Genomic DNA, 25,833 nt, shown 5'->3' with positions numbered 1-25,833 from the left:
TCACGGGGCGAGGCCTTCGGCCTTCGCCTGGTCGAGCAGGCGTTGGGCCTCGGCCTCGGCAGCGGCGGCGTGGCCGCCTGCCGCCTCGTCATCTTCGAGATCGCCGCGCATCACGGCGACCTGCTTGATGATCTCGGAGATGCCCTGGAAGCTCAGCATCACGAAGCCGATCACGACCAGGCCCTTGGCCGGCCATTGCGGCAGACCGCCGGCCGAGAGCGACTGCTCGTTGATCGCGTAGGAGCGGGTGAAGAATGGCCAGGAATGATAGACGATGAGCAGGGCGAACGGCATCAGGAAGAGCACATGGCCGAGCAGCTCGATCCATTGGCGGACCCGCTTCGGGAGCATGCTGTTCACGATGTCGATGCGGATATGCTCCTTCACCTGCAGCGTCCAGGCGGCGCAGAGCAGGAAGACCGCGCCGAACAGCATCCATTGCAGTTCGAGCCAGGCGTTCGACGAAACGCTGAAGACCTTGCGGACGATGGCATTCATCGTCGCGACGGCCACCGCAACGAGGATCAGCCAGGCAATCTTCTTGCCGATCTGGCCGTTGACCGTTTCGATGACCCGGCTGATCGCGAGGAGCTGTTTCATACCGTCTCCGACAGGTTGTCGAGGAGATCGCTCCTCAGCACTTTCTGGGGGTTCATCAGGTTCAGCGGATCGAAGCAGAGCTTCAGCCGCGCCATCATCTCGAGCTCGATCGGGCTCTTGTAGTGCTGCAGTTCGGTGACGCGCAGGCGCCCGACGCCATGCTCGGCCGTGATCGAGCCGCCGAGCCGCGAGACGATGTCGTGGACGATCCGGTTCACTTCCGGCAGGCGGGCCTGCCAGAGATCAGCGGGTTCACCCTCGGCCTGAATCGGGTTGAAATGGATGTTGCCGTCGCCGAGATGGCCGAAGGCGAAGGAACGGATCCCGGGAAAGCGCTGCGACAGCGCGGTGTTCGCCTCCGCGATGAAGCGGTCGACCTGCGAGATCGGCACGGAGACGTCGTGCTTGAACGACGATCCCTCCAGCCGCTGCCCCTCCGGAGCACCTTCGCGGATGCGCCAGAGCGCGGCCGCCTGTGCCGCCGAGGAAGCGATGACGCCGTCGAGCAGCTCTTCGGCCTCGAGTCCCGCCTCGAAGACCGGGAGTAACCGTGCTTCCAGCGCTTCGGCAGCGCCCTGGCCGGCGAGTTCGAGCAGCAGATACCAGGGATAGGCCTGTTCCAGCGGATCCTGGATCTGGCTGTTGTGCTTGCGCGCGATCTCGAGGCAGGCGCGCTCCATCAATTCGCAGGAGGTGATGGTCTCGCCGAGCGCGGCCTTGGCGCGGCGTAGCCAGGCAACGGCCTGTGCCGGCGAGCCCGTCGCGAGGAAGGCGGTGGCCGTCGCCTCCGGCAAGGGCAGGAGCTTCAGCGTCGCTCCGGTGATGATGCCGAGCGTGCCTTCGGCGCCGATGAAGATCTGCTTCAGATCGTAGCCGGCATTGTCCTTGCGCAATCCGCGCAGACCGTCCCAGACGCGTCCGTCCGGCAGCACGACTTCGAGACCCGCCACGAGATTGCGGGCCGTGCCATAGCGGACAGCCTGGACGCCGCCGGCATTGGTCGAGAGGTTGCCGCCGATCTGGCAGCTGCCTTCGGCTCCGAGGCTGAGCGGGAACAGGCGGCCGGCCTCGCGCGCCGCGTCCTGAATTCTCGCCAGCACGCAGCCGGCATCGACGGTGATCGTGTCATTGTCGAGGTCGAGGGCCCGGATGCGGTTCATCCGCGTCGTCGAGATCACGATCTCGGAATCGTCGCCATGGGGCTGGCTCGCGCCGGTCAGGCCGGTGTTGCCGCCTTGCGGGACGATCGGCGTGCGGGTCCGGTGGCAGATCGCCACGACCGCGGCGAGCTCGGCCGTGTTCGCCGGCTGCACGACGAGCGGAACGCGGCCCTTCCAGCCGTCACGCCATGCCACCATCAGCGGCTGCATCTCGTCGCGGTCGGTGATCACGCCGCGCTCGCCGACGATGGCGCGGATCGGCTCGAGAACCTCCGTTGCGAAGCGGCCGGGATCGCGCAGCAATCCGCCGGCGTCGCTCGAGCTGTCAGCCATGTTCGTCCTCCTTTGAAGGGAAGCGCGGGCGCCGGGCGGCGTTACCGACCAGACCGAGATGAAGGGCGGATTCGTTTCGGAGCTCCGGCTCCGGCGCGGCCTCAGACGCTGCGGCCACCGTCGATGTCGAGGACCACGCCCGTCAGGAAGGAAGCCTCGTCGGAAGCGAGATAGAGCGCCGCATTGGCGACGTCGTCGGGCTGCCCGAGACGGCCGAGCGGCACGATCCCGCGCATCTGATCCCGCATTTCGGGGGAATCGGTGCCGAGGAAAGTCGCGAGCAGCGGCGTTTCCGTCGCGACCGGGGCCAGTGCGCAGACGCGGATGCGGTCGGGAGCCAGTTCGAGCGCCAGCGTCTTGGTGACGTTGTGCACCGCGCCCTTGCTGGCATTGTACCAGGCGAGGCCGGGGCGCGGGCGGTTGCCCGCCGTCGAGCCGACATTGAGGATGACGCCGCCGCCCTGGCTGCGCATCACCGGGACGGTCGCGTTGCAGTAGTGGAAGATCGACTTCAGGTTGACCGCGAAGACGCGATCGAACTCGGCTTCGGAGACCGCCTCGAACGGCCCCTTGGCGTGGCTCGAGCCGGCATTGTTGACCAGGATGTCCAGCTTGCCGAAGGCCTCGACGGTCCGCGTCACCGAAGCCTGCACCTCGGCCGCCTTGGTGACGTCCGACTGAATCGCGATCGCGGAAGCGCCGAACCGGGCTGCGGTCGCGGCTGCTGCATCCCCGTTCCAGTCGACGACGGCGACCTTCGCGCCTTCCGCCACGAAACGCTCGACCATGGCCAGGCCGAGCCCGGATGCCGCACCCGTCACGAGCGCGACGCGATCCTTCAGACGCATCGACGTTTCCTTCCTTCCGCCCGCGGGCGTGCCCGGCTTGTCCGAGCTGCTGGGAGGCCTCGACGGCCAGCTAGCTGGCCGTCGGACCCCGGTTTCCTCCATCTGGCGGAGGTCGCCGCCGTCGGGCCAGTCGAGCTGGGCGCATAGCAGCTATAAGCGAAAAGGTAGGGGGGCGATTTCAGCCGATTGCTTCGGGACTTTCCCGATCAGGGCGCGGCCGCGGCCGCGGGCTTTCGAGGTTGCGGGTCACGCCGCGCAGAATGTCGAGCGGAACGAGGCGCGCGACCTCGTCCTGCACGATCCGCATCACCGCGCGCGTCAGTGGCGTGATCGGCTGGTTCGCCGGCGTCGCCAGCACGAGCAGGGCGCGCATCGCGGAGGAGCGGAACGGGCGCACGCGAAGCCTTCCATCTCGCACTTCCCGATGGACTGCGCCAAAAGGTAGCACGGTCGGGCCGACACCGCGCTCGACCAACTGCTTCAGCGCCGCGACGCAGTCGACCTCCGTCAGGACGCGCGGGCGTACGCCTTCGGCGGCGCAGGCGGCATCGACCACCCGGCGCAGCCCATTCTCCGGTCCCGGCAGGACACAGGCGCGACTCGCCAGCTCCGGCAGCGAAACCGGTTCGAGCGGCGCATCGGCACGCGCCGATGGCGGCTCAACCATGAACAGATCCTCGAGCATGAGCGGCGTCGCGATCAGACTGCGGCTGCTGCGCGCATCATAGAGCACGGCGATGTCGACCCGCGCCGCCTCGGTCCATTCGAGCAGCACGGCGCTGAAGGCCTCGCGCAATCGCAGCTGTGCGCGCGGAAACTCGGCGGCAAAGCGCAGCGCCAGATCGGCCCCCATGCTGGCGGAGAGCGACGGCGGCATACCGAGCGAGACGCTGCCGGTATTGTCGATGGCTCCGGCGGCGAGCTCGGTGCGGACATCCGACAATTGCCGCATCACGTCCTGCGCCACCTCCTCGAACCGGCGGCCGGCATCGGTGAGCGAGACGCCGCGGCCATGGCGGTAGAGCAGGCTCTGCTGCAGCGAGGCCTCGAGATTGCCGATCTGGCGGCTGAGCGCCGGCTGGCTGATGCCGAGCCGGACCGCAGCCCGCGACAGGCTGCCCGCCGCAACCGTTTCGAGAAAATAGCGGATTTGCTGGAGGTCCATGCTGCGGTCTCTTCGTGCCGGCCCTGTGGTAGCGGTTATAGCTCTTATCTACCAGACTGCATGGCCGAACCGGCTGGGATCGCTAGGTTGCGGGCCAGAGTGACCGCACCTGCCTGTGGAATTGCGAGCAAGGGAGCGGCGAACGAAGAGGAAGACCAGGGATGTCGCCCCGCCTGCCGGCAGATTGCCTTTCCAAGGCCCACGAGCCCCCCTTTCCCTTGCCGGCTCGCTGACGCGATGAGCACGATCCTGAACGGGCTTCGCGTCGTCGAGGTCTCGGCCTTCATCGCAGCCCCCCTGGGCGGCATGACGCTGGCACAACTCGGCGCCGAGGTGATCCGCATCGACCCGATCGGCGGCAATATCGACTATCGCCGCTGGCCGCTCGCCCCCTCCGGCGCCAGCCTCTATTGGGCCAGTCTCAACAAGGGCAAGCGCTCGATCGCGATCGCCCTCGACAAGCCCGAAGGGCAGGAACTGGCCAGCGCCCTGATCGCGCAGCCCGGCGAGGATGCCGGCATCCTGCTGACCAATCTGCCCGCCAGCGGCTGGATGGGCCACGAGGCTCTGTCGCAGCGCCGCGAAGACCTGATCAGCCTGCGCCTGACCGGCAACCACGACGGCAGCGGGGCCGTCGACTACACGGTGAACTGCGCTTCGGGCTTTCCGCTGGCGACCGGCACGGGGGCCGAGCCGGTCAACCATGTCCTGCCGGCCTGGGACATCGCGGCGGGGCTCTATCTTGCGACCGGCCTGCTCGCGGCGGAGCGGGCCCGGCGCCTCGACGGCAAGGGCCGGCAGGTCTCGCTCGCGCTCTCGGACGTGATGCTCGCGAGTGTCGGCAATCTCGGCTACATCGCCGACTATCAGGTCAACGGCGCGGTGCGTCCGCCGCTCGGCAATGATCTCTATGGCGCGCTTGGCCGCGACTTCGCCACCGCCGATGGGCGGCATGTCATGATCGTCGCGATCTCCAACCGGCAATGGCATGCGATCGGCCGCGCCACCGGCCTGACCGAGAAGCTCGCAATGATCGGCCCGATGATGGATGCCGATCTCAACACGGAAGGCGGCCGCTTCACCGCGCGGGCCGCGATCTTCGCCGTGCTCGAACGCTGGTGCGCCGCGCGCAGCCTCGCCGAGATCGAAGCCGCCTTCGACGGCACCGGCGTGCTGTGGGGACCCTACAGGGATTTCGGGCAGCTGGTCCGCGAGGATGCCCGCTGTTCGGTGGCGAACCCGATGTTCGGCACGATCGAGCAGCCCGGGGCAGGTCCGATCCTGGCGCCCGGCTCGCCGCTGGCCTTCTCGGCCGGCGCGCGCCGCCCGCCCTTGCCCGCGCCGCAACTCGGCCAGGACACCGAGGCCGTGCTCTCCGACAGGCTGGGGCTTACGACTGCAGCCATCGGCAAGCTTCTCCAGACCGGCATCGTCGCCGGTCCCCGTACCGCCTGATTCCGGGATCGATCATGCCGAAGACGACCGACCACGACGCGCTGCTTTCGACCTGCGCCTCCCTGCTCTCCGCTGCCGAGACCCTGCATGCCGCAACGCGTGCCGCGGTCGCGCAGTTGCTTGCGCCGGGCGGGCGCGTCGATGCCGGGCTCGTCGAGGCGCACCAGTTCGCCGCGCACGGCTTCGCCTGGCAAGGCACCTATGTCGAAGCGCTGCGGCAGACCCTCGCCTGGGCCGATCGCCTCGCTGACAGCGGCCGGCTCGGCCCAGCGGAGGCGGCCATGCTGCATCTGGGCTTCGCCGAGTACGGCGCACAGCTCGCCGGCGGCATCGCCATGAGCCAGACCGAAACGGTGCGCCCCTCGGATATGGGCGTGGCGGCGGATGTCGTCGCGGCCTTCGCGGCCGAGCCGGCGCTGACCCGTCTGTCGCACGCACCAGCGCTCGAAGCTGCAAGGCGGACACTTTCCGCCGAGCTGGCGGAAGGGCGTTTCGGGACGCTCGGCCTCGACGACGACATTCTCGAGGCGACCCGCGAGCAATTCCTGCGCTTTGCTGCGAGCGAGGTCACGCCGCATGCGCCGGGCTGGCACGCCCGTGACGAGCTGATCCCGCTCGAGCTCGTGCAGAAGCTCGCCGATATGGGCGTGTTCGGCCTGACGATTCCGGAGGAGTATGGCGGCACCGGCCTCGGCAAGGTGGCGATGTGCCTGGTCTCCGAGGCGCTGAGCGGCGGCTATATCGGCGTCGGTTCGCTCGGCACCCGCTCCGAGATCGCGGGCGAGTTGATCAGGCTCGGTGGCACCGAGGAGCAGAAGGCGCGCTGGCTCCCCAGCCTCGCCTCAGGCGAGATACTGCCGACCGCGGTCTTCACCGAGCCGAACACCGGCTCCGATCTCGGCAGCCTGCGGACGCGAGCGGTGCGCGAGGGCGATGTCTATCGCGTCTATGGTGCCAAGACCTGGATCACCCATGGCGCCCGCTCCGACCTGATGACCCTGCTCGTGCGCACCGATCCGCAGAGCACCGACTATCGCGGCCTGTCGATGCTGCTGGCCGAGAAGCCACGCGGCAGCGAGGCCGATCCGTTCCCGGCACATGGCATGAGCGGCACCGAGATCGAGGTGCTCGGCTATCGCGGCATGAAGGAATACGAGATCTCCTTCGATGGTTTCACGGTGCCGGCCTGCAACCTGCTCGGCGGCGTCGAGGGCCAGGGCTTCAAGCAGCTGATGGAGACCTTCGAAAGCGCCCGCATCCAGACCGCCGCGCGCGCGCTCGGCGTCGCCCAGAATGCGCTTGAGCTGGGCCTCGCCTATGCGCAGAGCCGGGTCCAGTTCGGCAAGGCGCTGCTCGCCTTCCCGCGCGTCCACGCCAAGCTCGCCTTCATGGCGACAGAGACGATGATGGCGCGGCAGCTGTCCTATTTCGCCGCCCGGCAGAAGGATGCCGACCGGCGCTGCGACATCGAGGCCGGCATGGCCAAGCTGCTCGCCGCGCGCGTCGCCTTCAGCAACGCCGATTGCGCGCTGCAGATCCATGGCGGCAACGGCTATGCGCTCGAATACCCGATCAGCCGCGTCCTCTGCGATGCCCGCATCCTGTCGATCTTCGAGGGCGCGGCCGAAATCCAGGCCCAGGTCATCGCGCGCGGCCTGCTCGGCCGCGCCAACTGACACGCTGTACGCAAAAGAAAAGCAGGCTGCATCACAGCCTGCTCCACAATCTGCTCCGACATCATCATCCGGCCCGGGCAGCCTGCACTGCCCGGGCCGGATCGTTTTCAGCGCCGGATCGCCCGCAGGGCGACGGTGTCATAGGAGTATTCGGACACTTGGTTCCAGGTCGCCGATTCCGTCTGGAAGCGGCGCATGCTGTCATAGAGCTTCTTGAAGTCGGCATTCTTGGCCGAGAGCTCGTCATAAAGCTCCATCGCCGCCTTGTGCGCGGCGTCGATGACCTCGGCCGGGAACGGACGCAGCTTGGCGCCGCTGGCGACGACGCGGCGCAGGGCCGGCGGGTTCAGGACGTCGTAGCGGGCCACGGTGTCGACGTTCGCGAGGGCAGCCGAGGCGGTCAGCGCTGCCTGATAGTGCTTCGGCAGCTTCTCCCACTGTTCGACATTGATGAAGAAATGCTCCAGCGACGTGCCGTCCCAGAAGCCGGGATAGTAGTAGTACGGCGCGACGCGATAGAGGCCGAGCTTCTCGTCGTCATAGGGACCGTTGAACTCGGCCGCGTCGATCGTGCCGCGCTCGAGCGCCGGATAGATGTCGCCGCCGCCGACCTGCTGCGGCACCGCGCCGAGCTTGGCCAGGATGCTGCCGCCGAGGCCGGAGATGCGGAACTTCAGACCCTTGAGGTCGTCGACGCTCTTGATCTCCTTGCGGAACCAGCCACCCATCTGGCAGCCGGTATTGCCGCCCGGCAGGCCGACGACATTGTGCTTGCGGAAGAACTCGTCGAGCAGCACCTTGCCTTCGCCATGATAGGCCCAGGCGTTCTGCTGGCGCGTATTGAGGCCGAAGGGGATATGGGTGCCAATCGCGAAGGTCGGGTCCTTGCCGACATAGTAATAGGCCGCGGTGTGGCAGATTTCGACCGTACCGTTGCTCACCGCATCGAGAGCCTGCAGCGCCGGGACCACCTCGCCGGCCGCGAAGACCTGGATCTGAAACTTGCCATCGGTCGCTTCGGCAAGGTTCTTCGCCATCACCTCGGCCGAGCCATAGAGCACGTCGATGTTCTTCGGGAAGCTGGAAACCAGCCGCCAGCGGATCGTGGGTGCGCTCTGCGCGATGGCAGGCGCCGCGATCGGTGCACTGCCGATAGCGCCGGCCGCAGCCGTTTTCAGAAAGTCGCGTTTCCTCATTGCTTCCTCCGGATACCCCCCGACTCCCGAGAGGTTTAATTCATTGTATGAATTTATAATTCAAATCTAGCATGAGGCTCCGGATGGTGCTAGTCGAATTTCATTCCCGGCCGCTCCGAGGCGCGGGCGGTTGATGAAACCATCGATGGAGTGCTGCAGCGATGCTCGAGAAGAATCTGATTGGCGGAAACTGGGTCGGCGGCGCGCAGGCTCTCGAAATCCGCAACCCCTCCGACCTCAGCGACGTGATCGCGACCTACGGCCTCGCCGGCAAGAGCGAGGTCGAGGCGGCCTTCGCCGCCGCCCGCAAGGCCCAGCCGGCCTGGGGCCGTGCGACGCTGGAGCAGCGCTCGCTGGTGCTCGAGGCGATCGCTCGGGGCATCTTCGACAACAAGGACAAGCTCGCCCAGATCCTCGCCCGCGAGGGCGGCAAGACTGTTCCGGATGCACTCGGCGAGGTGACGCGCGCGGCCCATATCGCGCGCTTCTTTGCCGGCGAAGCCTTGCGCATGCCGGGCGAGAAGCTCGGTTCGGTGCGGCCGAACGTCGATGTCGAGATCACGCGTGATCCGGTCGGCGTCGTCGGCCTGATCACGCCGTGGAACTTCCCGGTCGCGACGCCGATGTGGAAGATCGCGCCGGCGCTCGCCTTCGGTAACGGCGTGGTCTGGAAGCCGTCCGAGAAGACGCCCGGCATTTCCGTCGCGATCGCCGAGATCGTCGCCGCTTCCGGCATCCCGGCGGGGGTCTTCAATCTGCTGATCGGCGCCGGGCCGGATGTCGGCGCCGCCGTCATCGCCAATGCCGACGCGATCTCGTTCACCGGCTCTTCGACCACCGGCCGGCGCATCGCCGTCGCCTGCGCCGAGCGGCTGATCCGCTGCCAGATGGAGATGGGCGGCAAGAACCCGCTGGTCGTGCTCGACGATGCCGATCTCGAGCTCGCCGCCGACCTCGCGGTCAACGGCGCCTTCTTCCAGCAGGGCCAGCGCTGCACCGCGTCGAGCCGCCTGATCGTGACGAGCGGCATCCATGACGCCTTCGTCAAGGCCTGCGCCGAGCGTGTCGCCAAGCTCCGGGTCGGCCATGCGCTCAAGGCCGAGACCCAGATCGGTCCGGTGATCGACGACAGCCAGTTCCAGAAGAATCTCGGCTACATCGACATCGCCAAGGGCGAGAATGCGCGCCTGGCCGCCGGCGGCGAAGCGCTCGAGCTCGACACCAAGGGCTACTACATCGCCCCGACCCTGTTCGCCGACACGACGAATGCGATGCGTATCAACCGCGAGGAAGTGTTCGGCCCGGTCGCGACGGTCATCCGCGTCGCCGATTACGAGGAGGCGCTCGCCGTCGCCAACGACACCGATTACGGGCTGTCGGCCGGCATCTGCACCACCTCGATGAAATATGCCCGGCATTTCCAGCGCAATGTCGAGGCCGGCATGACCATGCTCAACCTGCCGACGGCCGGCGTCGACTACCACACGCCGTTCGGCGGCCGGAAGGCTTCGAGCTACGGGCCGCGCGAGCAGGGCCGCTACGCCGTCGAGTTCTACACCCAGATCAAGACCAGCTACCTGCTGGCCTGAGCGACAGGACCAATCCGGAGGAAACGCTCATGACCAACCCGAAAATCGGTTTCATCGGCCTCGGCAGGATGGGGCGCCCAATGGCGTCCAACCTGCAGCGCAAGGGCTTCGCAACGCTCTCCTATGACGTCAATCCCCAGGGCATCGCCGCCCTGGTCGAGCTCGGCGGCCGTGCCGCCGGCTCGATCGCCGAGGTCGCTCGCGAATCGGACATCGTCTTCACGATGCTGCCGGCCCATCCTGAAGTGCGCGCCGTCGTGCTCGACGGGATCGTGCCCAATGCAAGGCCCGGCACGCTCGTCGTCGATATGAGCACGATCGACCCGCTCGCGACCGACGAGGTCGCGGCGGCTGTCGAGGCCGCCGGCCTCGGCTTCGTCGACGCACCGGTCGGCCGGCTCGCGACCCATGCCGATCGCGGCGAGTGCCTGTTCATGGTCGGCGCGTCCCAGGAGCATTTCGAGCGCGTCAAGCCGATGCTCGAGGCGATGGGCACGACGATCCATCATTGCGGCCCGGCCGGCGCCGGCATCCGCATGAAGGTGGTGAACAACTATCTGGCGATCGCGGCCTGCCAGCTCAACGCCGAGACGCTAACCCTCGCGGCGCGCTTCGGCCTCGATGTCGAGCGCACCATCGACATCCTCAACGGCACCACCGCCAATAACGGCCATCTCAAGACCAATTTCCCGGTCAAGGTGCTGGCCGGCGATATCGAGCCCGGCTTCCAGATCGACCTCGCCCACAAGGATCTCGGCCTCGCCTTGACCTCGGCCTCGTCGATGAAGGTGCCGCTCGCCATGGGCGCGGCCGCGCGCGAATGCCTGCAGCTCGCCCGCTCGCGCGGCTTCGGCGGCAAGGACTTCTCGGCGCTGCTCGATGCCTGGTGCGACCTTGCCGGCGTCGAGGCTCCGCGGCTGCCGTCCAAGAACTGACCCAGAACTGACCTTCCGTAGCCGAAGCCGATAGCGCTTCCCGAAAGCTGCCACCATGACCGTGCCCGTCGCGACCGAGAGCGCGTACCTCCTCGACTTCTATGCGCGTTACCGCCGCGACCCGCTTTCTGTCCCGGCTGACTGGCGCATCCATTTCGAGGAGATGGAGCCGGAACGGGCGGGCGGGCGCGGGAATGGCGAGGCTCTCGGTCTGCGGCTGGTCGACACCTATCGCCGCTTCGGACATCGCGAAGCGGCGCTCGATCCGCTCGAGATCACGGCACCTACGCCCGCCGTGCCGCTCGAGCGCCTGCGCGCCGAGGTGGCGGCCCAGCCGGGCCTGACCACCCGCGTCACCCTCGCCGGCGAGACATGCGAGACCAGTCTCGGAAGCCTCGCCGGCGATTTGCAGCGCCTCTATGCCGGCAAGGTCGGGCTCGAGGCGCAGCAGGTCGAGGACGACGAGGCTCGCGACTGGCTCTACGGCGCCTTCGAAGCGCTGTTTGCGGCGCAGACTCCGGTCGACCTGGCTAACCGCGCGCTCGACGCGATCGTGCTGGCCGATACGTTCGAGACCTTCATCAAGGTCAAGTTCCCGTCGAAGAAGCGCTTCGGCGTCGAGGGCGCCGAAGGCGCCATCGTCTTCCTGCGCGAATTGCTGCGCGAGGCCTGCCTCGCCGGCTTCGATGAAACCGTGATCGGCGGCATGCATCGCGGCCGCCTCGCGACGCTCGCCACCGTTCTCGGCAAGCCGGTCGGTACCTTGCTCGCCGAGATCAAGGGCCGGGACCTGACCGATGGCGGGCCCGACTTCACCGGCGACGTGCCCTACCATCTCGGCTATGCCGGCGAGGTCAGCCATGGCGGACGGCAGATGAAGCTGTCGATCTCGCCGCACCCGTCGCATCTGATGACCGTCGCGCCTGTGGTCACCGGGCTGGCGCGGGGCAAGCGCGGCAAGGTCGGCGACGACGTCCTGTGCCTGCTGCTCCATACCGACGCCGCCTTCTCGGGCCAGGGGCTGGTCGGCGAAGTGCTGCAGCTCGGCGGCCTTGCCGGCTACGAGGTCGGCGGCACGGTCCATCTCGTCGTCAACAACCAGATCGGCTTCACCACCAACGCCTCTGAAGGCCGGACGTCGCGCTATTGCACTGATATCGGCAAGATGGTCGGCGCGCCCGTTCTGCATGTGAACGGCGATGATCCGGTTGCCGTCGCCCGCGTCGCCGCGCTCGCTCTGGCCTGGCGCAGGCGCTACCGCCGCGACGTGCTGATCGACCTCGTCTGCTATCGCCGCAACGGCCATAACGAACTCGACGAGCCGCGCTTCACCCAGCCGAAGATCTGGGCCGCCATCGACGCTCGCCCCTCATTGCGCGACAGCTTCACCGCGGTGGTCGCCGGCCTCGATGCCGCAGCGCCGGATCGGGTCGCTGGGCTGGCGGAAGCCTTCAAGGCGGAGATGCAGGAGGGCTACGCCGCCATCGAGAGCCTGCGCCCGAACGCCTCCTCAGTGCGGCCCGAGGGTTGGGCGGGGATCGCGAGGGCGGGCGTGGCCGAGATGCTGGCCCGCATCGAGACGGGCCTACCGATCGAGCAGCTGCGCGCGATGGGCTGCGAGGCCAGCCTGATTCCGGATGAGCTCAAGCCCCACGCCAAGGTCGCGCAGTTCTACCGCACGCGCCTCGAGACGATCGAGAGCGGAGGCGACATCAACTTCGCGACCGCCGAGGCACTTGCCTTCGCCTCGCTGCTGTCGGAAGGCGTGCCGGTGCGGCTCTCCGGACAGGATTGCGCCCGCGGGACCTTCACCCAGCGCCATCTCGGCGTGCACGATGTCGAGACCGGCCAGCATCTCATGCCGGTGGCGGGCCTTGCCTCCGGCGGCGCCGGTTTCGAGGCGGTGAACAGCCCGCTCTCCGAATATGGCGTGCTCGGCTTCGAATATGGCTACAGCCTCGCCGATCCGAACAGGCTGGTCCTCTGGGAGGCGCAGTTCGGCGATTTTCTGAACGGTGCCCAGATCATGGTCGACCAGTTCATCGTCTCGGCCGAAGCGAAATGGGAGCTGATGTCGGGTCTCGTCCTGCTGCTCCCGCATGGGCTGGAAGGCCAGGGGCCCGACCATTCCTCGGCCCGGATCGAGCGCCTGCTGCAGCTCTGCGCCGGCGGCAACATGATCGTCGCCAATCCCTCGACGCCTGCCAACCTGTTCCATCTGCTGCGGCGCCAGGTGAAGGCGCCCTGGCGCAAGCCGCTCTTCGTGATCGCGCCGAAGGCACTGCTGCGGCAGAAGGCCTGCGTCTCGACGCTGGAGGAGATGGCGGTCGGAACCGCCTTCCGCCCGGTCGTTTTCGAGAAGGCCGCAAACCCGGCGCGGCGGGTCGTGCTCTGCTCGGGCAAGATCGGCTACGAACTCGCGGCCGCCCGCGGCGGGCTCGGGCTGGAGGATGAGATCGCGATCGTCAGGCTCGATCAGCTCTACCCCTTCCCGGCCGAGGAACTGGCCGGAGCCCTGTCCCAGCATGGCGACGCGCAGCTGGTCTGGTGCCAGGAAGAGCCTGAGAACCAGGGCGCGCTCGCCCATGTCGCACAGCAGCTCCGGCGCGATCCGCGTTTTGGCGAGCGCGCGCTGGCGATCGTCGCCCGGCCGCCTTTGCCGGTCGCGGCCGGAGGCTCGATCGAGCGTCACGAAGGCGAGCAGGCCGCCCTGATCTCGCGCGCGCTTGACCTCACGGGAGGCAATGCCTGAAGTGGGACACGGCGCGTATGCGCCCCACTTTTTCCTTTTGTCGCCGGCCGGGGCCCGCCCCGGCGCATCACAGGGCCCGACAACGCCTCCATGCCCTCCTTTGAGCCTGTTCGCGCCATTACGCGCGGCCTGACGGTCCTTCGCCTCGTCAGCGAGCAGAGCCCGATCACCGCGACCGATCTGGCGCGGGCGGCCAAGCTGCCGCAGCCGACGGTGGTGCGGATCCTGGAGACGCTGATCGAGGCGGGCTATGTCTATCGCCGCACGGATGGCGTCACCTTCGGCGTGACCGCGCGGACCAAGCTGCTGAGCAACGGCTATGACGGCACTTCGCGCCTGCTCCAGCTCGCCGAGCCGCTGATCGAGAATCTGCGGGCCGAGATCGGCTGGCCCTCCAATCTGGCGACGCTGGAGGACGATGCGATGGTCATCGTCTACACCAACCGCAACGCCAAGGGGCTTTCCATTCCCGGCCGCCTCGGCGCACGCATCCCGCTGCTCGCCACCGGCGTCGGCATCATGCAGCTCGCCGGGCTGGCGCCGGACGCGCTGCAAGCCCAGCTCGAACGCCTGCGGCAGTCGAAGGAGATCTGGGACGCCTCGCCCGAACTCTGGGAGGGCCTCGAGGAGCGGCTCGCCACGGCCCGGCAGAATGGCTACGCCTTCGCGCATGAGCGCTATCTCGATGCGGTCTACCAGTCGCAGATCTGGGCCGTGGCCGTGCCGATCATCGTGGACGGACAGACGGTTGCGGCCCTGAGCAGCCTCGTCCTGCGCGGAGCCGGGCCGCGCCAGCGCCTGCTGGACGGCATTCTGCCCGCCCTGCGCCGCACCTCCGCGACCATCGCCTCGCAGCTCGCCGCGGAAGCTTGAAATCCTATCGGGCGCGGTTGCCCCGGTTACAATCCTGCTGCCGCCGTAGCTGAGGCTGCCCGCAAGATTTGGCTTGTTGCCCGGAAAACCGCCGCGCGCTTTTTTCCGTGCGCCGACCCGACAGAGGGATGATCGGCAACTGCCCTAGGCATCCGAGCGGAGAGCCTGCAAGCAACTTCGCCCGACGTCGGACGGCGTACCGTATGGCCGGCGGCCGCTCTCCGCAGCCTCAAATCGTAGGGTCTGGTGAGGTTTCAACTCGTCAGGCTGCCATGTGGGACGCGGATCTCGGCGGTCGCGGCGCCGCCCCAGAGCGAGCGCAGCTGGTCGACGACATGGCGCCCGAAATTCTCGTAGGGCACCCTGATCGAGGTCAGCCAGGGCGCGATCCAGGCATTGATCGCATTGCCGTCGACGCCGACCAGCATGCAGTCCTGCGGGACGCGCACGCCGGATTCGCAGGCCAGCCGATAGGCGCCATAGGCGATCATGTCGCTGACGCAGAACAGGCCGCGCGGCCAGTCGCCTTCGCGCACGAGGCTGCTCGCCGCCGCATAGCCGACCTCGACATGTGATAGCCCGGGCACGCTGGCGCGCCTGATCGCCTCGTCCGGCACGCCGCGCGCGACCAGCCGGGCGATGAAGCCTTCCGCGCGCTCGGCGGTGCTTGAGGCATTCTGTGCCGCCATCAGCACCGCCGGACGGTCTATGCCCTGCGCCAGCAGGAAATCGGCGGCGTCGGCGCCGGCGGCCCGGTTGTCGATGCCGACATAGGCGCCGCCGCCGAGTGGGTTGTGGCGGGCGACGAAGACCATCGGGTCGCCGCGGCCGATCGCCTCTTCGAGACCGCGGCTGCGCAGGGCGCCGACCATGACGTAGCCGGCGACGTACTGGCCGCGCATCGCCCGCAGATAATCGTCCTGCAGTTCGGCGCGGTCATGGGTGTCGCAGAGGATCATCACATAGCCGGCATCGCGCAGCGCGGCCTCGGTCGAGACCGCGATCGCCGCCATTGCGGGGTTGTCGAGGTTTGGCGAAAGCATGGCGACGACTCGGCTGGCGCGGCGCTTCAGGGCCCGGCCGACGGGATTCGGCCGATAGCCGAGGCGGGCGATCACTTCCTCGACCCGCGCCACGGTCTCGGCGGAGGCCCTGCCGTTCTTGCCGTTGACGATGCGCGAGACGGTGGCGACCGAGACGCCGGCATCCGCCGCCACAGTGGCAAGCGATGCCGTTGGCTCCATCGATTGTGCAGGCCTCGCCCTCATCGGTTCCTCCGGCCGGCTCCCTTGCGCGGGGCGGGCTCATTTTCCGAGCGCGCAGCAATGACGCCGGCGGGGTCGGTTGACAATCTAGGCAAACGTTTGCCTTAATGATTGTCAAGACGCCCCGGGAGGCGTCGGTTCAAGCGGGATGGAACGCTCATGCACAGCAAGCATTGGATCTCGGCGCTCGCCTTGACGGCCGGCCTCGTCATGGGCGGGATCGCGCAGGCCCAGACCACGGTCCGCATCGCCTGGTACTCCGACGGCAATGAGGGCGAGGTCATCACCGACCTGCTCAAGCGCTTCGAGGCCCAGAACAAGGACATCAAGGTCGTGCTCGACCAGGTGCCCTACAAGGCCATCACCGAGAACCTCCCCGTCCAGCTCGCCTCCGGCCAGGGGCCGGACATCGCCCGCGTCGTCGATCTCGGCGGTGTCGCCCGCTATGCGCTCGACCTGCGTCCTCACCTCAAGGACGCCGCCTATTGGGAGAAGAATTTCGGGCCGTTCCTGCCCTGGATGCGTCCGGAGGGTGACAACAGCGCCATCACCGGATTCATGACGCAGCTCACCGTCTCCGGTCCCTTCGTCAACAAGACATTGTTCGAGCAGGCCGGCATCGCCATGCCCGGCGCCAAGGCGACCTGGGAGGAGTGGGGCAAGGCGGTCAAGGATGTCGCCGCCAAGGTCCAGGCGCCGTTCCCGCTGGCGATGGACCGCTCGGGCCACCGCTTCTTCTCGGTCGCGATCTCCGAGGGCGCCAAGGTCTTCGACGCCAAGGGCGAGCCGGCGGTGATCGACGACGGTTTCAAGCGCGGCGCCAAGCTGGTCTATGACTGGCACAACAATGGCGTGATGAAGAAGGAGCTCTGGGGCTCGGTCTCCGGCACCGCCTATCGCGGCGCCAATGACGAGTTCAAGAACGCCCAGGTCGTGATGTACCAGTCGGGCTCCTGGCAGATCGCCCAGTTCGACAAGACCGTCGGCGATGCCTTCGACTGGGTCGCGGTTCCCGCGCCGTGCGGCGCCGCCGCCTGCTCGGGCATGCCGGGCGGAGCCGGCCTCGTCGCGATCAAGACGACGAAGAGCCCGGAAGCCGTAGCCAAGGTGATGGAATACCTCGCCAGCGAGCCGGTGCTGAGCGAATTCTATGCCCGCTCGCTGTTCGTGCCCGGCCATCTCGGCATCGCCGCCAAGGGCCTCGACTATCAGGGCGCCAGCGCCCCGGCCAAGGCCGCGCTCAAGGTCTTCTCCGACCAGGTCGCGCAGCTCTCGCCGGTCGCCTACCAGCTGCAGGGTTATGTCAACAACCGCGTGATCTTCAACGCGGTGATCAGCCGGCTCGGCCAGGCGATCTCGGGCGAGGGCAGCCTCGACGAGGCCTTCAAGCGGATCGAGTCGGACATCGCCCAGCAGATCGCCGAGCGCAAGAAGTAAGCCGGATGGCCTCCGACGCTCCCATCCCGGCGGCGCAGGCGGAACGCGCCGGCGCAGCGAGCCTCTTCGCTGCGCCGCTCGCGGTCCTGATGCGGCTGATCGACTGGCCGATGCAGGCGCTGCAGCGGCTGATCGGCGAGCGCCGGATGGCCTATGTCTTCCTTCTGCCCAATCTCGCCTTCTTCTCGCTCTTCGTCTTCCTGCCGCTCATCATCAACTTCATCTTCTCGGTGACGGGCGGGGCAGGGCTGTTCCCCTCCGAGCGGCCCTTCGTCGGGGCGCAGCAATACGCCTATCTCTTCGATTGCGGCTCCTTCCTCGATCCCTCCTCCTGCCGCGAGGACCATTTCTGGCGCGGCGTTTCCAATACGGCGCGCTTCACCGTCTTCCAGGTCACGGCGATGGTTCTGTTCTCGCTGCTGACCGCGGTGGTGCTGAACATGAAGATCCGGGCGCGCGGCTTCTTCCGCGCCGTCTATTTCTTCCCGGTGCTGCTCTCGCCGGTGGTGGTGGCGCTGACCTGGAAATGGATCCTGCAGCGCGACGGCCTGCTCAACGCGGCGATCACCTCGCTTGGCGGCGAGCGCATCCTTTTCCTGGTCGATCCGAGCTGGGCGATGTTCTGGATCGTCTTCGTCTCGATCTGGGCCCATATGGGCTTCTACACGCTGATCCTGCTCGCCGGCCTGCAGGCGATCCCGGCCGATCTCTATGAAGCCGCCGAGATGGATGCGACGCCGCGCTGGCGCGTGTTCTGGCGCATAACCCTGCCGCTGCTCTGGCCGAACATGATCGTCGTGATCGTGCTGGCGCTGATCCGTGGCGTGCAGACCTTCGACGAGGTCTTCGTGCTGACCGGCGGTGGCCCGGGCACCGCGACGCTGATGGTGGTGCACTACATCTACGAGACCGCCTTCGCCAACCAGGTCCAGAATTTCGGCCTGGCGGCGGCCGCCTCCGTCGTGCTCGGCGTCGTGCTGTTCGCCCTGACGCTCCTCCAGCTCGCGGCGAGCCGCCGCAAGGGGGCGGCATGAACAGGCTCGCCCGCATGGCGGTGGCCCGCCGCAATCCCGGCCGCTGGCACTGGACCGACATCGCGGCCTACGCCTATCTCGCGCTCGGCGTCGTCCTGATGTTCGGGCCGGTGCTCTGGCTCGGCCTCTCCTCGTTCAAGACGCAGGCCGGCTTGCTCGAATTCCCACCCTCGCTCCTGCCGATGTCGCAGAAGGAGGTCCGGGTCGAGGGCCATGCCCAACCGCTGCCGCTGTTCGAAGTGACTATGGAGGACGGCAGCAAGCGTGTGCTGGCGCAGGTGCGCCGCATCGGTATCCAGGCGCAGATGGTCGACCCGGCCAATCCCGGCCAGAGCATCCGCGTGCCGATCGACAAGCGCACCCCGGTGCGCGAATTCAAGCTCGCGACCGAGAACTATACCGAGCCGCTGGAGCGCTTCGCCTTCACGCGCTTCCTGTGGAACTCGGTCTTCGTCACCGCGGTCGCGACGCTGATCACCCTCGTGATCAACTCGATGGCGGCCTATGCGCTCTCGATCTACGAGTTCCGCGGCAAGACGGCGGTGATGCTGATGGTGATCGGCACGCTGATGATCCCGATCACCATCATCCTGGTGCCGGTCTATCTCGTCATCACCGAGCTCGGCCTGGTCAATTCGCTCTGGGCGGTGATCCTGCCGGGCGCGGCGACGCCGACCGGCGTCTTCCTGCTACGCCAGTACATGCTGACCCTGCCGCGCGACCTGATCGAGGCGGCGCGCATGGACAAGGCCTCAGAGTGGCAGATCTACTGGCGCATCGTCATGCCGCTCGCCATGCCGGCGCTGGCCGTGCTCGCGATCTTCTCGATCATGTGGCGCTGGAACGAGTTCCTCTGGCCGCTCGCGGTGCTGACCAAGACCGAGGCCTATACGCTGCAGATCGGCCTCAACGCCTTCCAGGGCGAATTGCAGACGCAGTGGCATTACCTGCTCGCGATGACGGTGGTGACCTTGCTTCCGGTCGCGCTGGTCTTCGTCTTCCTGCAGCGCTTCATCACTACCGGCATCGCCAATACGGGAATGAAATAATGGCGGGACTGAGCCTCTCCGGCGTCCGCAAGAGCTATGGCGCGACCACGGTGCTGCACGGCATCGACCTCGATGTCGCCGATGGCGAGTTCGTCGTCTTCGTCGGCCCGTCCGGCTGCGGGAAGTCGACGCTGCTGCGCTCCATCGCCGGGCTGGAAAGCATCACCGGCGGCACGATCGCGATCGACGGCGCCGATGTCACCGGGCTGCCGGCCTCCGAGCGCGGCCTCGCCATGGTGTTCCAGTCCTATGCGCTCTACCCGCATATGAGCGTCTACGCGAACATGGCCTTCGCGCTGGAGAATATGGGCTTCAAGCGCGACGAGATCGACAAGAGGGTGAAGCGCGCCGCCGGCATGCTGCGCCTGACCGACTATCTCGAGCGCAAGCCCAAGGCGCTCTCCGGCGGCCAGCGCCAGCGTGTCGCCATCGGCCGCGCCATCGTGCGCGACCCCAAAATCTTCCTGTTCGACGAGCCGCTCTCGAACCTCGATGCGGAACTGCGGGTCGCGACCCGCAAGGAGCTCGCCGCGCTCCATGCCGAGATCGGCGGCACGATGATCTACGTCACCCACGACCAGGTCGAGGCGATGACCTTGGCGCATCGCATCGTCGTGCTGCAGGGCGGCAAGATCGAGCAGATCGGCACGCCGCTCGAACTCTATAACCGGCCGGACAACCTGTTCGTTGCCGGCTTCATCGGCTCGCCGCGCATGAACCTGCTGCCGGGCAAGGTGGTGAGGCCAGGCGCGGTTGCGCTGGGGGAGGCCGGCCACGAGGTCGCCTGCCAGACCGGCAGCCTCGCTGCGGGTGCATCCGTCACGCTTGGCATCCGGCCGGAGCATCTGTCGCTCGCCGCGCAGGATGCCGGCGTGCCGCTGACGATCGAGCTGGTCGAGCGCCTCGGCGGCGAGAGCTATCTCTATGGCGCCTCGCCCGGCTTGCCGCAGATCACGCTCCGGCTCGACGGCCAGAGCGAGCACCAGCGCGGCTCAGGCGTCGCGCTCGCCTTCCCACAGCAGCATCTGCACCTGTTCGACGACGCGGGCAAAGCGGTCCGGGTTTGAATTTTCTCGCTGTCATCCCGGACGGAGCGAAGCGCAGATCCAGGATCCATTCCTGAGCCTTTCCGAAAAGGTTCCGGAATGGGTCCCGGGTCTCCCTTTGGTTGCCCGGGACGACAGCGCGGTTGAGATTGAGACGTTCGGAGACCACCTCATGAAAGCCCTGACGCAAGGCCGCTATCTCGGCCGCGACGGTGAAGCCGCCTTGTTCGATGTCGGCCTCGGCGCGACGATCGCCGTCCGCATCCTCGAAGGCGATATCGGCCGGGTCACGCTGAAGCCGCAGGACGGCTACCGGCTCGACCGCGGCTGGTCGATCGCGCCCGGCGGGCTCGAGCCGGCCTATGAAGGGCGTCCGCGCGACGATCTCTCCGGTTTCACCTGCCCGCAGGCGAGCGTCAGCGAGGGACAGGGCAAGGTCACGCTCTCGGCCGGCGGTCTCTCTGCCGAGGTCACGCTTTCTCCCTTTGGCATCGCCTGGCGGCGCGAGGGCGAGGCTGAGCCCTTCCTGCAGGACCGCACGACGCAGGCCTATCTGATCTCGCCGCGCACCGGCGCGGTCTCGCATTTCATGGCGCGCGACTATGCCGAGCGGCATTACGGGCTCGGCGACAAGGCCGGCCCGCTCGACCGGACCGGGCGGCGCTTTGCCATCGACGCGGTCGACCCCTGCGGCTTCGACGCCGAGCTCTCCGACCCGCTCTACAAGATGCTGCCCTTCTTCATCGTCGACGGGAAGGCGGGCGCCCATGGCGTGTTCTACGACAATCTCTCGACCGGCAGCGTCGATCTCGGCTGCACACTCGACAACTATCATGGCCTGTTCCGCTCCTGGACAGGCGATGACGGCGATCTCGACTATTACGTCATGGCCGGCCCGACCGTGCCGGATGTGGTCCGCCGCTTCTCCTGGCTGACCGGCGGGCAGGCTTTCGCGCCGCGCTGGTCGTTCGGCTTCGGCGTGACCTCGATGGCGATCGCCGACGCGCCCGATGCCGACGCAAGGATCAGCGACTTCGTCGCCAAGTGCCGCAAGCACGCCATCCCCTGCGACAGCTTCCATTTCGGTTCGGGCTATACCCAGATCGGCCAGCGCCGCTACGCTTTCAACTGGAACCGCGACAAGTTCCCGGAGCCTCTGGCGACGATGAAGCGGCTGAACGATGCCGGCATGCAGACCGTCGCCAATCTGAAGCCCTGTCTGCTCGACGACCATCCCCGCCTGAACGAGGCGCTGGAGCAGGGCTTCCTGGTCAAGGATGCCAATACCGGCGAGCCGGCCGTGGCGCAGTTCTGGGACGGGCTCGGCTTCCATATCGACTTCACCAATCCGAAGGGCCGGGCCTGGTGGCGCGCCGGCATCGAGAGCGCGCTGCTCGACCATGGCTTCACCACGGTCTGGAACGACAACAACGAATACGAGATCTGGGACGAGGACGCGGTCTGCGACGGTGACGGGCGTCCCTTCCGGCAGGCGCTGGCGCGCCCGGCCCAGCCGCTCTTGATGACCAAGCTGTCCTATGAGGCGCAGGCCGCGCGCGAGCCGGGCAAGCGGCAGTATTCGATCACGCGCGGCGGCTGCGCCGGCATCTCGCGCTATGCCCAGACCTGGTCGGGCGACAACGAGACAGCCTGGAAGACGCTGCGCTACAACCTGACCCAGGGGCTCAATATGAGCCTGTCGGGCATGTTCTCGATTGGCCACGATGTCGGCGGCTTCCATGGGCCGACGCCCGGTCCCGAGCTGTTCGTCCGCTTCAACGAGTTCTGCGCGCTCTGGCCGCGCATGGTGATGAACTCCTGGAACGATGACGGCGTCGTCAACCTGCCCTGGATGTATCCGGAGATGGTGCCGCAGGTGCGCGAGGCGATCTCGCTGCGCTACCGGCTGATGCCCTATCTCTACACGCAGATGTGGCGGGCGAGCCGCGACGGCATCCCGGCCGTGCGCCCGCTGCTCTACGACTTCCCGCAGGACGCCACGGCGGTCGCGGTCGACGACGTCTTCATGCTCGGCCCGGACGTGCTGGTCGCGCCGGTGCTGGAGGAGGGCGCGCGCGAGCGCGCCGTCTACCTGCCCCAGCATGAGGGCGGCTGGTATGACTGGCACGACGGCAAGCATTATCCTGGCGGCGTCACCGTCACGGTTCCGGCGCCGCTCGGCCGTTTGCCGCTGTTCGTGCGGGCTGGCGCGCTGATCCCGCTCGGCGATGCCAAGGGTATCAGCACTGAGCGCGAGGTCCTGGTCTGCGGCGTGGTCGAGGGCGCCTCGGGTGAGCTCTACGAGGATGACGGCGAGACGACCGACTGGCGCGGCGAGGGCGCGGCGCTGGTGCGCTTCAAGGTGCGCGCGGGCGAATTGCTGATCCAGCACGAGGGGCAGGCCCAGCCGGGCCTCACCAGGATCGCCGTTCGGCAGATCGGCGATGGCGGCCTGTCCTGAACCCCCCGATTCTGCGCAGGGCAGGTTCCTCCTAAGGAACCTGCCCCTCAGAACGGCAGGCCGACATAGTTCTCGGCCAGGGCCGTCATGGCGGCCGGCGAGGAGATGAGGTAGGCGCGCTCCGCCTGCTGGATGCGGCCGCCGAAGCCGTCATGGTCGGGGAAATGGTGCATCAGCCCGGTCAGCCACCAGGAAAAGCGCTCGGCCTTCCAGACGCGGGCGAGGGCGCGGGCCGAGTAGGCGTCGATACCGGCGGATGAGCGCTCGGCATAGTGCTCGCGCAGGGCCTCCGACAAATAGTGGACGTCGCTGGCGGCGAGGTTCAGGCCCTTGGCGCCGGTCGGCGGCACGATATGGGCGGCATCCCCGGCAAGGAACAGGCGGCCGAAACGCATCGGCTCGGCGACGAAGGAGCGCAAGGGCGCCAGCGACTTCTCGAGCGAGGGGCCGGTGACCAGCGCCTCGGCGGTTACAGGGTCGAGCCGGCGGCGCAGTTCCGCCCAGAAGCGCTCATCCGACCAGTCGTCGACGCGCTCGTTCAGGGCGCATTGCAGGTAATAGCGGCTGCGGCTGTTGGAGCGCATGGAGCAGAGCGCGAAGCCGCGCTCCTCGCCGGCATAGATCAATTCGTGCGAAACCGGCGGGACATCGGCGAGCAGGCCGAGCCAGCCGAAGGGGTAGACCCGTTCGAAGGTCTTGAGGGCGCGGCTCGGCACGCTGGCGCGCGAGACGCCGTGATAGCCGTCGCAGCCGGCGATGAAATCGCAGTCGAGGCGCTTTTGCTCGCCGCGGTCGAGATAGGTGACATAGGGCGCGTCGCCGTCGAAATCGTGCAGGGCGACCTTCTCCGCCTCGTAGACGGTGAGTGCACCCTGGCCGGCACGTAGTTCCATGAGGTCGCGGGTGACCTCGGTCTGGCCGTAGACGGTCACATGCTTGCCGCTCAGCCCGGCGAGGTCGATCCGGTGACGCGCGCCGTCGAAGAGCAGGTCGAAGCCGTCATGCGGCAGGCCTTCGGCATGCAGGCGGGCGCCGGCGCCGACCGCATCGAGCAGCCGGACCGTGCCGCTTTCGAGGACGCCGGCCCGAATGCGCGACAGCACATAGTCGCCGCTGCGCTGCTCGAGAATGACGTTGTCGATCCCGGCCGCATGCAACAACTGGCCGAGCAGCAAACCGGCCGGCCCGGCGCCGATGATCGCGACTTGCGTGCGCATTCTGGATACGTCCTCGGCCGTCCCGGCTCGGAGCTGGCCGGGTACGCGTTCCCCGCGCGCATCCTGCGCGGAGTTCCGAAGCTGCGTCCAGAGTGCCGCCCGCCGGCCTTTCGTCGTAGTTACCGGCGCGGAAAGGGCTCAGAAGCCGGCGGCGTGGCCATCCTTGCGGAAGTCGGAGCCGCCGACATAGCCGCCCTCTATGCGATGGACGAGCTGCGCGCCACCGAAGCCGAAGCTCGAATCGGGGGATTCGAGCGCAATGCGGTGGCCGAGCGCTCCGAGCTTCTGCACCACGGCAGGGTTCATCGCGCTCTCGATGGCGACATCGAGGCCCTCGATCACACGCCAGCGCGGCGCATCGGCCGCGGTCTGTGGGTCCTGCCCCCAGAGCTGGGTGCGCAGCATCATCTGCAGATGCCCTTGCGCCTGCATCGGTCCGCCCATCAAGCCGAAGGCCATGATCGGCTCGGAAGGGCCCATGACGAAGCCGGGGATGATGGTGTGGAAGGGCCGCTTGCGCGGGCCGACCTCGTTGGGATGCCCGGCCTGCGTGGTGAAGCCGAAGCCGCGGTTCTGCAGGCTGATGCCGGTGCCGGGCACGACAACGCCGGAGCCGAAGCCGGCATAGTTGGACTGGATGTAGGAGACCATCATGCCGTCGGCGTCGCCGGTGGCGAGGCAGACCGTGCCGCCCTGCTTCGGCGCGCCGACGGGGAACTCGGTCGCGCGGCTGCGGTCGATGAGCTTGGCGCGCGAGGCTAGATAGGCCGGGTCGAGCAGATGCGCTGTCGTGATCTCCTGCATGCTGCCTTCGTCGGCGACATAGGTGTCGACGTCGAGGAAGGCGAGCTTCATCGCCTCGATCTGGAGATGCAGCGCCTCGGCGCTGTCGGGTGCGAAATCTGCGATATTGGTCTCCCTGAGCATGCCGAGCGCCATCAGCGCGGCGATGCCCTGGCCGTTGGGCGGAATCTCGTGCAGCGCGGCCGTGCCGAAGCGCTGGCTGATCGTGCCGCACCAGTCGTTGCGATGCGCAGCGAGATCGTCCTCGGTGAGGGCGGCGCCGTGCTCGCGCGCGAAGGCGGCGATCTTGCCGGCGAGCTCGCCGCGATAGAAGGCCTCGCCGCGGCTTTCGGCGATCAGGCGCAGGCTGCGGGCCATGTCGGGCGTGCGGAAGATCTCGCCGGCGAGCGGGGCCCTGCCACCCGGCATGAAATGCTCGGCGAAGCCGGGCTGGGCGTGCAGGAGCTTGGCGCCGCGCTGCCAGAGCTCGCCGATGATCGGGCTGACGTGGAAGCCCTTCGACGCGTATTCGATCGCCGGCTCGAACAGCGTCTCGAAGGGCAGCTTGCCGAAGCGCTGCGACAGCTCGGCCCAGGCCGAGACGGCGCCCGGCACGGTGACGCTCTCCCAGCCCCGCTGCGGCAGGCCCGCCTGGCCGGCGAAGCGCTGCGGTGTCCAGGCGGCGGGCGAGCGGCCCGAGGCGTTCAGCCCATGCAGCTCCTTGCCGTCCCAGAGGATGCAGAAGGCATCGGAGCCGAGACCGTTGCCGGTCGGCTCGACCACAGGCAGCGTGATCGCCGCGGCGAGCGCCGCATCGAGCGCATTGCCGCCCTTGCGCAGCATCGCAAGCCCGGCCTCGGTCGCGAGGGGATGCGAGGTCGCGACGAGGTTGCGGGCGAGGACGGGGGAGCGCCGGGACGGGTAGGGCGCATCGATCGGGAACTTCATGGCAAAGCCTT

General features: G+C 67.7%; 19 protein-coding genes. 11 read left to right on the top strand and 8 right to left on the bottom strand.

Going from position 1 to position 25,833, the window contains the following annotated elements; translation table 11 throughout:
• The 4 genes from AC1REK_RS09770 to AC1REK_RS09755 form a co-directional block, all read right to left on the bottom strand.
• Positions 1-600, bottom strand: coding sequence for a TRAP transporter small permease subunit (locus AC1REK_RS09770; protein ID WP_492268217.1), 600 nt, complete (start codon positions 598-600; stop codon positions 1-3).
• Entirely contained in the window at positions 597-2,093 is a 1,497-nt protein-coding gene (locus AC1REK_RS09765; protein ID WP_492268218.1) for an FAD-binding oxidoreductase, read from the bottom strand. The genes AC1REK_RS09770 and AC1REK_RS09765 overlap by 4 nt, the downstream gene beginning before the upstream one ends.
• Positions 2,094-2,194: 101 nt before the next feature.
• On the bottom strand, positions 2,195-2,941 hold the full coding sequence (locus AC1REK_RS09760; protein ID WP_492268219.1) for a glucose 1-dehydrogenase: 747 nt from the start codon (positions 2,939-2,941) through the stop codon (positions 2,195-2,197).
• Positions 2,942-3,119: 178 nt separating this feature from the next.
• Positions 3,120-4,106 carry a LysR family transcriptional regulator gene (locus tag AC1REK_RS09755; protein WP_316021617.1) on the bottom strand — a complete coding sequence of 329 codons (987 nt, stop codon included), beginning with the start codon at positions 4,104-4,106 and terminating at the stop codon, positions 3,120-3,122.
• A 237-nt stretch (positions 4,107-4,343) separates the two neighbouring features.
• Here AC1REK_RS09755 and AC1REK_RS09750 point away from each other — a divergent pair, with 237 nt between their 5' ends.
• Together AC1REK_RS09750 and AC1REK_RS09745 are read left to right on the top strand one after the other, a co-directional pair.
• Positions 4,344-5,561: a CoA transferase gene (locus AC1REK_RS09750; RefSeq protein WP_327524217.1), complete on the top strand. Its 1,218-nt coding sequence runs from the start codon at positions 4,344-4,346 to the stop codon at positions 5,559-5,561.
• Positions 5,562-5,575: 14 nt separating this feature from the next.
• Positions 5,576-7,237 carry an acyl-CoA dehydrogenase family protein gene (locus AC1REK_RS09745; RefSeq protein WP_327524216.1) on the top strand — a complete coding sequence of 554 codons (1,662 nt, stop codon included), beginning with the start codon at positions 5,576-5,578 and terminating at the stop codon, positions 7,235-7,237.
• 107 nt (positions 7,238-7,344) lie between these two features.
• Here the strand turns inward: AC1REK_RS09745 and AC1REK_RS09740 are convergent, their stop codons facing one another.
• Positions 7,345-8,433, bottom strand: a complete 1,089-nt coding sequence (locus AC1REK_RS09740; RefSeq protein ID WP_492268220.1) for a TRAP transporter substrate-binding protein — start codon at positions 8,431-8,433, stop codon at positions 7,345-7,347.
• Positions 8,434-8,594: 161 nt separating this feature from the next.
• Here AC1REK_RS09740 and AC1REK_RS09735 point away from each other — a divergent pair, with 161 nt between their 5' ends.
• The 4 genes from AC1REK_RS09735 (at position 8,595) to AC1REK_RS09720 (ending at position 14,582) form a co-directional block, all read left to right on the top strand.
• A complete protein-coding gene (locus AC1REK_RS09735) occupies positions 8,595-10,022 on the top strand; it encodes an aldehyde dehydrogenase family protein (RefSeq protein WP_492268221.1) in 1,428 nt (475 codons plus the stop codon).
• Positions 10,019-10,957, top strand: a complete 939-nt coding sequence (locus tag AC1REK_RS09730; RefSeq protein ID WP_316021621.1) for an NAD(P)-dependent oxidoreductase — start codon at positions 10,019-10,021, stop codon at positions 10,955-10,957. The genes AC1REK_RS09735 and AC1REK_RS09730 overlap by 4 nt, the downstream gene beginning before the upstream one ends.
• A gap of 55 nt (positions 10,958-11,012) precedes the next feature.
• Positions 11,013-13,709, top strand: a complete 2,697-nt coding sequence (locus tag AC1REK_RS09725; RefSeq protein ID WP_492268222.1) for a 2-oxoglutarate dehydrogenase E1 component — start codon at positions 11,013-11,015, stop codon at positions 13,707-13,709.
• Between the two features lie 90 nt (positions 13,710-13,799).
• Positions 13,800-14,582 (top strand): helix-turn-helix domain-containing protein, encoded by a 783-nt coding sequence (locus tag AC1REK_RS09720; RefSeq protein WP_316016940.1) that lies wholly within the window; start codon positions 13,800-13,802, stop codon positions 14,580-14,582.
• A 254-nt stretch (positions 14,583-14,836) separates the two neighbouring features.
• Here AC1REK_RS09720 and AC1REK_RS09715 read toward each other — a convergent pair whose 3' ends face one another.
• On the bottom strand, positions 14,837-15,826 hold the full coding sequence (locus tag AC1REK_RS09715) for a LacI family DNA-binding transcriptional regulator (RefSeq protein ID WP_492268223.1): 990 nt from the start codon (positions 15,824-15,826) through the stop codon (positions 14,837-14,839).
• 180 nt (positions 15,827-16,006) lie between these two features.
• Here AC1REK_RS09715 and AC1REK_RS09710 point away from each other — a divergent pair, with 180 nt between their 5' ends.
• From AC1REK_RS09710 to AC1REK_RS09690, 5 genes are all read left to right on the top strand, one after another.
• Complete coding sequence (locus tag AC1REK_RS09710; protein ID WP_316016938.1) at positions 16,007-17,284, top strand: ABC transporter substrate-binding protein; 1,278 nt, start codon at positions 16,007-16,009, stop codon at positions 17,282-17,284.
• 5 nt (positions 17,285-17,289) lie between these two features.
• The gene (locus tag AC1REK_RS09705) at positions 17,290-18,318 is read left to right on the top strand and encodes a carbohydrate ABC transporter permease (protein WP_492268224.1); all 1,029 of its coding nucleotides are present in this window, start codon (positions 17,290-17,292) and stop codon (positions 18,316-18,318) included.
• Positions 18,315-19,367 carry a carbohydrate ABC transporter permease gene (locus tag AC1REK_RS09700; RefSeq protein ID WP_492268225.1) on the top strand — a complete coding sequence of 351 codons (1,053 nt, stop codon included), beginning with the start codon at positions 18,315-18,317 and terminating at the stop codon, positions 19,365-19,367. Before AC1REK_RS09705 ends, AC1REK_RS09700 begins: the two co-directional genes overlap by 4 nt.
• Positions 19,367-20,434 (top strand): ABC transporter ATP-binding protein, encoded by a 1,068-nt coding sequence (locus AC1REK_RS09695; protein WP_492268226.1) that lies wholly within the window; start codon positions 19,367-19,369, stop codon positions 20,432-20,434. Before AC1REK_RS09700 ends, AC1REK_RS09695 begins: the two co-directional genes overlap by 1 nt.
• Before the next feature lie 151 nt (positions 20,435-20,585).
• Entirely contained in the window at positions 20,586-22,874 is a 2,289-nt protein-coding gene (locus tag AC1REK_RS09690) for a glycoside hydrolase family 31 protein (RefSeq protein WP_492268227.1), read from the top strand.
• A 47-nt stretch (positions 22,875-22,921) separates the two neighbouring features.
• Here AC1REK_RS09690 and pobA read toward each other — a convergent pair whose 3' ends face one another.
• Positions 22,922-24,091 carry a 4-hydroxybenzoate 3-monooxygenase gene (gene pobA / locus AC1REK_RS09685; RefSeq protein ID WP_492268228.1) on the bottom strand — a complete coding sequence of 390 codons (1,170 nt, stop codon included), beginning with the start codon at positions 24,089-24,091 and terminating at the stop codon, positions 22,922-22,924.
• Between the two features lie 138 nt (positions 24,092-24,229).
• The gene (locus tag AC1REK_RS09680) at positions 24,230-25,822 is read right to left on the bottom strand and encodes a gamma-glutamyltransferase family protein (protein ID WP_492268229.1); all 1,593 of its coding nucleotides are present in this window, start codon (positions 25,820-25,822) and stop codon (positions 24,230-24,232) included.
• Positions 25,823-25,833 lie beyond the last annotated feature (11 nt).

Source organism: Allobosea sp. GW823-FHT02B03, from assembly GCF_058797755.1.
Note: the sequence above shows the minus strand (reverse complement) of the source record. Positions and strands in the feature narration are given on the sequence as shown.

Bases quoted from the DNA above. Each gene is read 5' to 3' on its own strand.
- AC1REK_RS09770 (WP_492268217.1), bottom strand. From the start codon at position 600: ATGAAACAGCTCCTCGCGATCAGCCGGGTCATCGAAACGGTCAACGGC.
- AC1REK_RS09765 (WP_492268218.1), bottom strand. From the start codon at position 2,093: ATGGCTGACAGCTCGAGCGACGCCGGCGGATTGCTGCGCGATCCCGGC.
- AC1REK_RS09760 (WP_492268219.1), bottom strand. From the start codon at position 2,941: ATGCGTCTGAAGGATCGCGTCGCGCTCGTGACGGGTGCGGCATCCGGG.
- AC1REK_RS09755 (WP_316021617.1), bottom strand. From the start codon at position 4,106: ATGGACCTCCAGCAAATCCGCTATTTTCTCGAAACGGTTGCGGCGGGC.
- AC1REK_RS09750 (WP_327524217.1), top strand. From the start codon at position 4,344: ATGAGCACGATCCTGAACGGGCTTCGCGTCGTCGAGGTCTCGGCCTTC.
- AC1REK_RS09745 (WP_327524216.1), top strand. From the start codon at position 5,576: ATGCCGAAGACGACCGACCACGACGCGCTGCTTTCGACCTGCGCCTCC.
- AC1REK_RS09740 (WP_492268220.1), bottom strand. From the start codon at position 8,433: ATGAGGAAACGCGACTTTCTGAAAACGGCTGCGGCCGGCGCTATCGGC.
- AC1REK_RS09735 (WP_492268221.1), top strand. From the start codon at position 8,595: ATGCTCGAGAAGAATCTGATTGGCGGAAACTGGGTCGGCGGCGCGCAG.
- AC1REK_RS09725 (WP_492268222.1), top strand. From the start codon at position 11,013: ATGACCGTGCCCGTCGCGACCGAGAGCGCGTACCTCCTCGACTTCTAT.
- AC1REK_RS09720 (WP_316016940.1), top strand. From the start codon at position 13,800: ATGCCCTCCTTTGAGCCTGTTCGCGCCATTACGCGCGGCCTGACGGTC.
- AC1REK_RS09715 (WP_492268223.1), bottom strand. From the start codon at position 15,826: ATGGAGCCAACGGCATCGCTTGCCACTGTGGCGGCGGATGCCGGCGTC.
- AC1REK_RS09710 (WP_316016938.1), top strand. From the start codon at position 16,007: ATGCACAGCAAGCATTGGATCTCGGCGCTCGCCTTGACGGCCGGCCTC.
- AC1REK_RS09705 (WP_492268224.1), top strand. From the start codon at position 17,290: ATGGCCTCCGACGCTCCCATCCCGGCGGCGCAGGCGGAACGCGCCGGC.
- AC1REK_RS09700 (WP_492268225.1), top strand. From the start codon at position 18,315: ATGAACAGGCTCGCCCGCATGGCGGTGGCCCGCCGCAATCCCGGCCGC.
- AC1REK_RS09695 (WP_492268226.1), top strand. From the start codon at position 19,367: ATGGCGGGACTGAGCCTCTCCGGCGTCCGCAAGAGCTATGGCGCGACC.
- AC1REK_RS09690 (WP_492268227.1), top strand. From the start codon at position 20,586: ATGAAAGCCCTGACGCAAGGCCGCTATCTCGGCCGCGACGGTGAAGCC.
- pobA (WP_492268228.1), bottom strand. From the start codon at position 24,091: ATGCGCACGCAAGTCGCGATCATCGGCGCCGGGCCGGCCGGTTTGCTG.
- AC1REK_RS09680 (WP_492268229.1), bottom strand. From the start codon at position 25,822: ATGAAGTTCCCGATCGATGCGCCCTACCCGTCCCGGCGCTCCCCCGTC.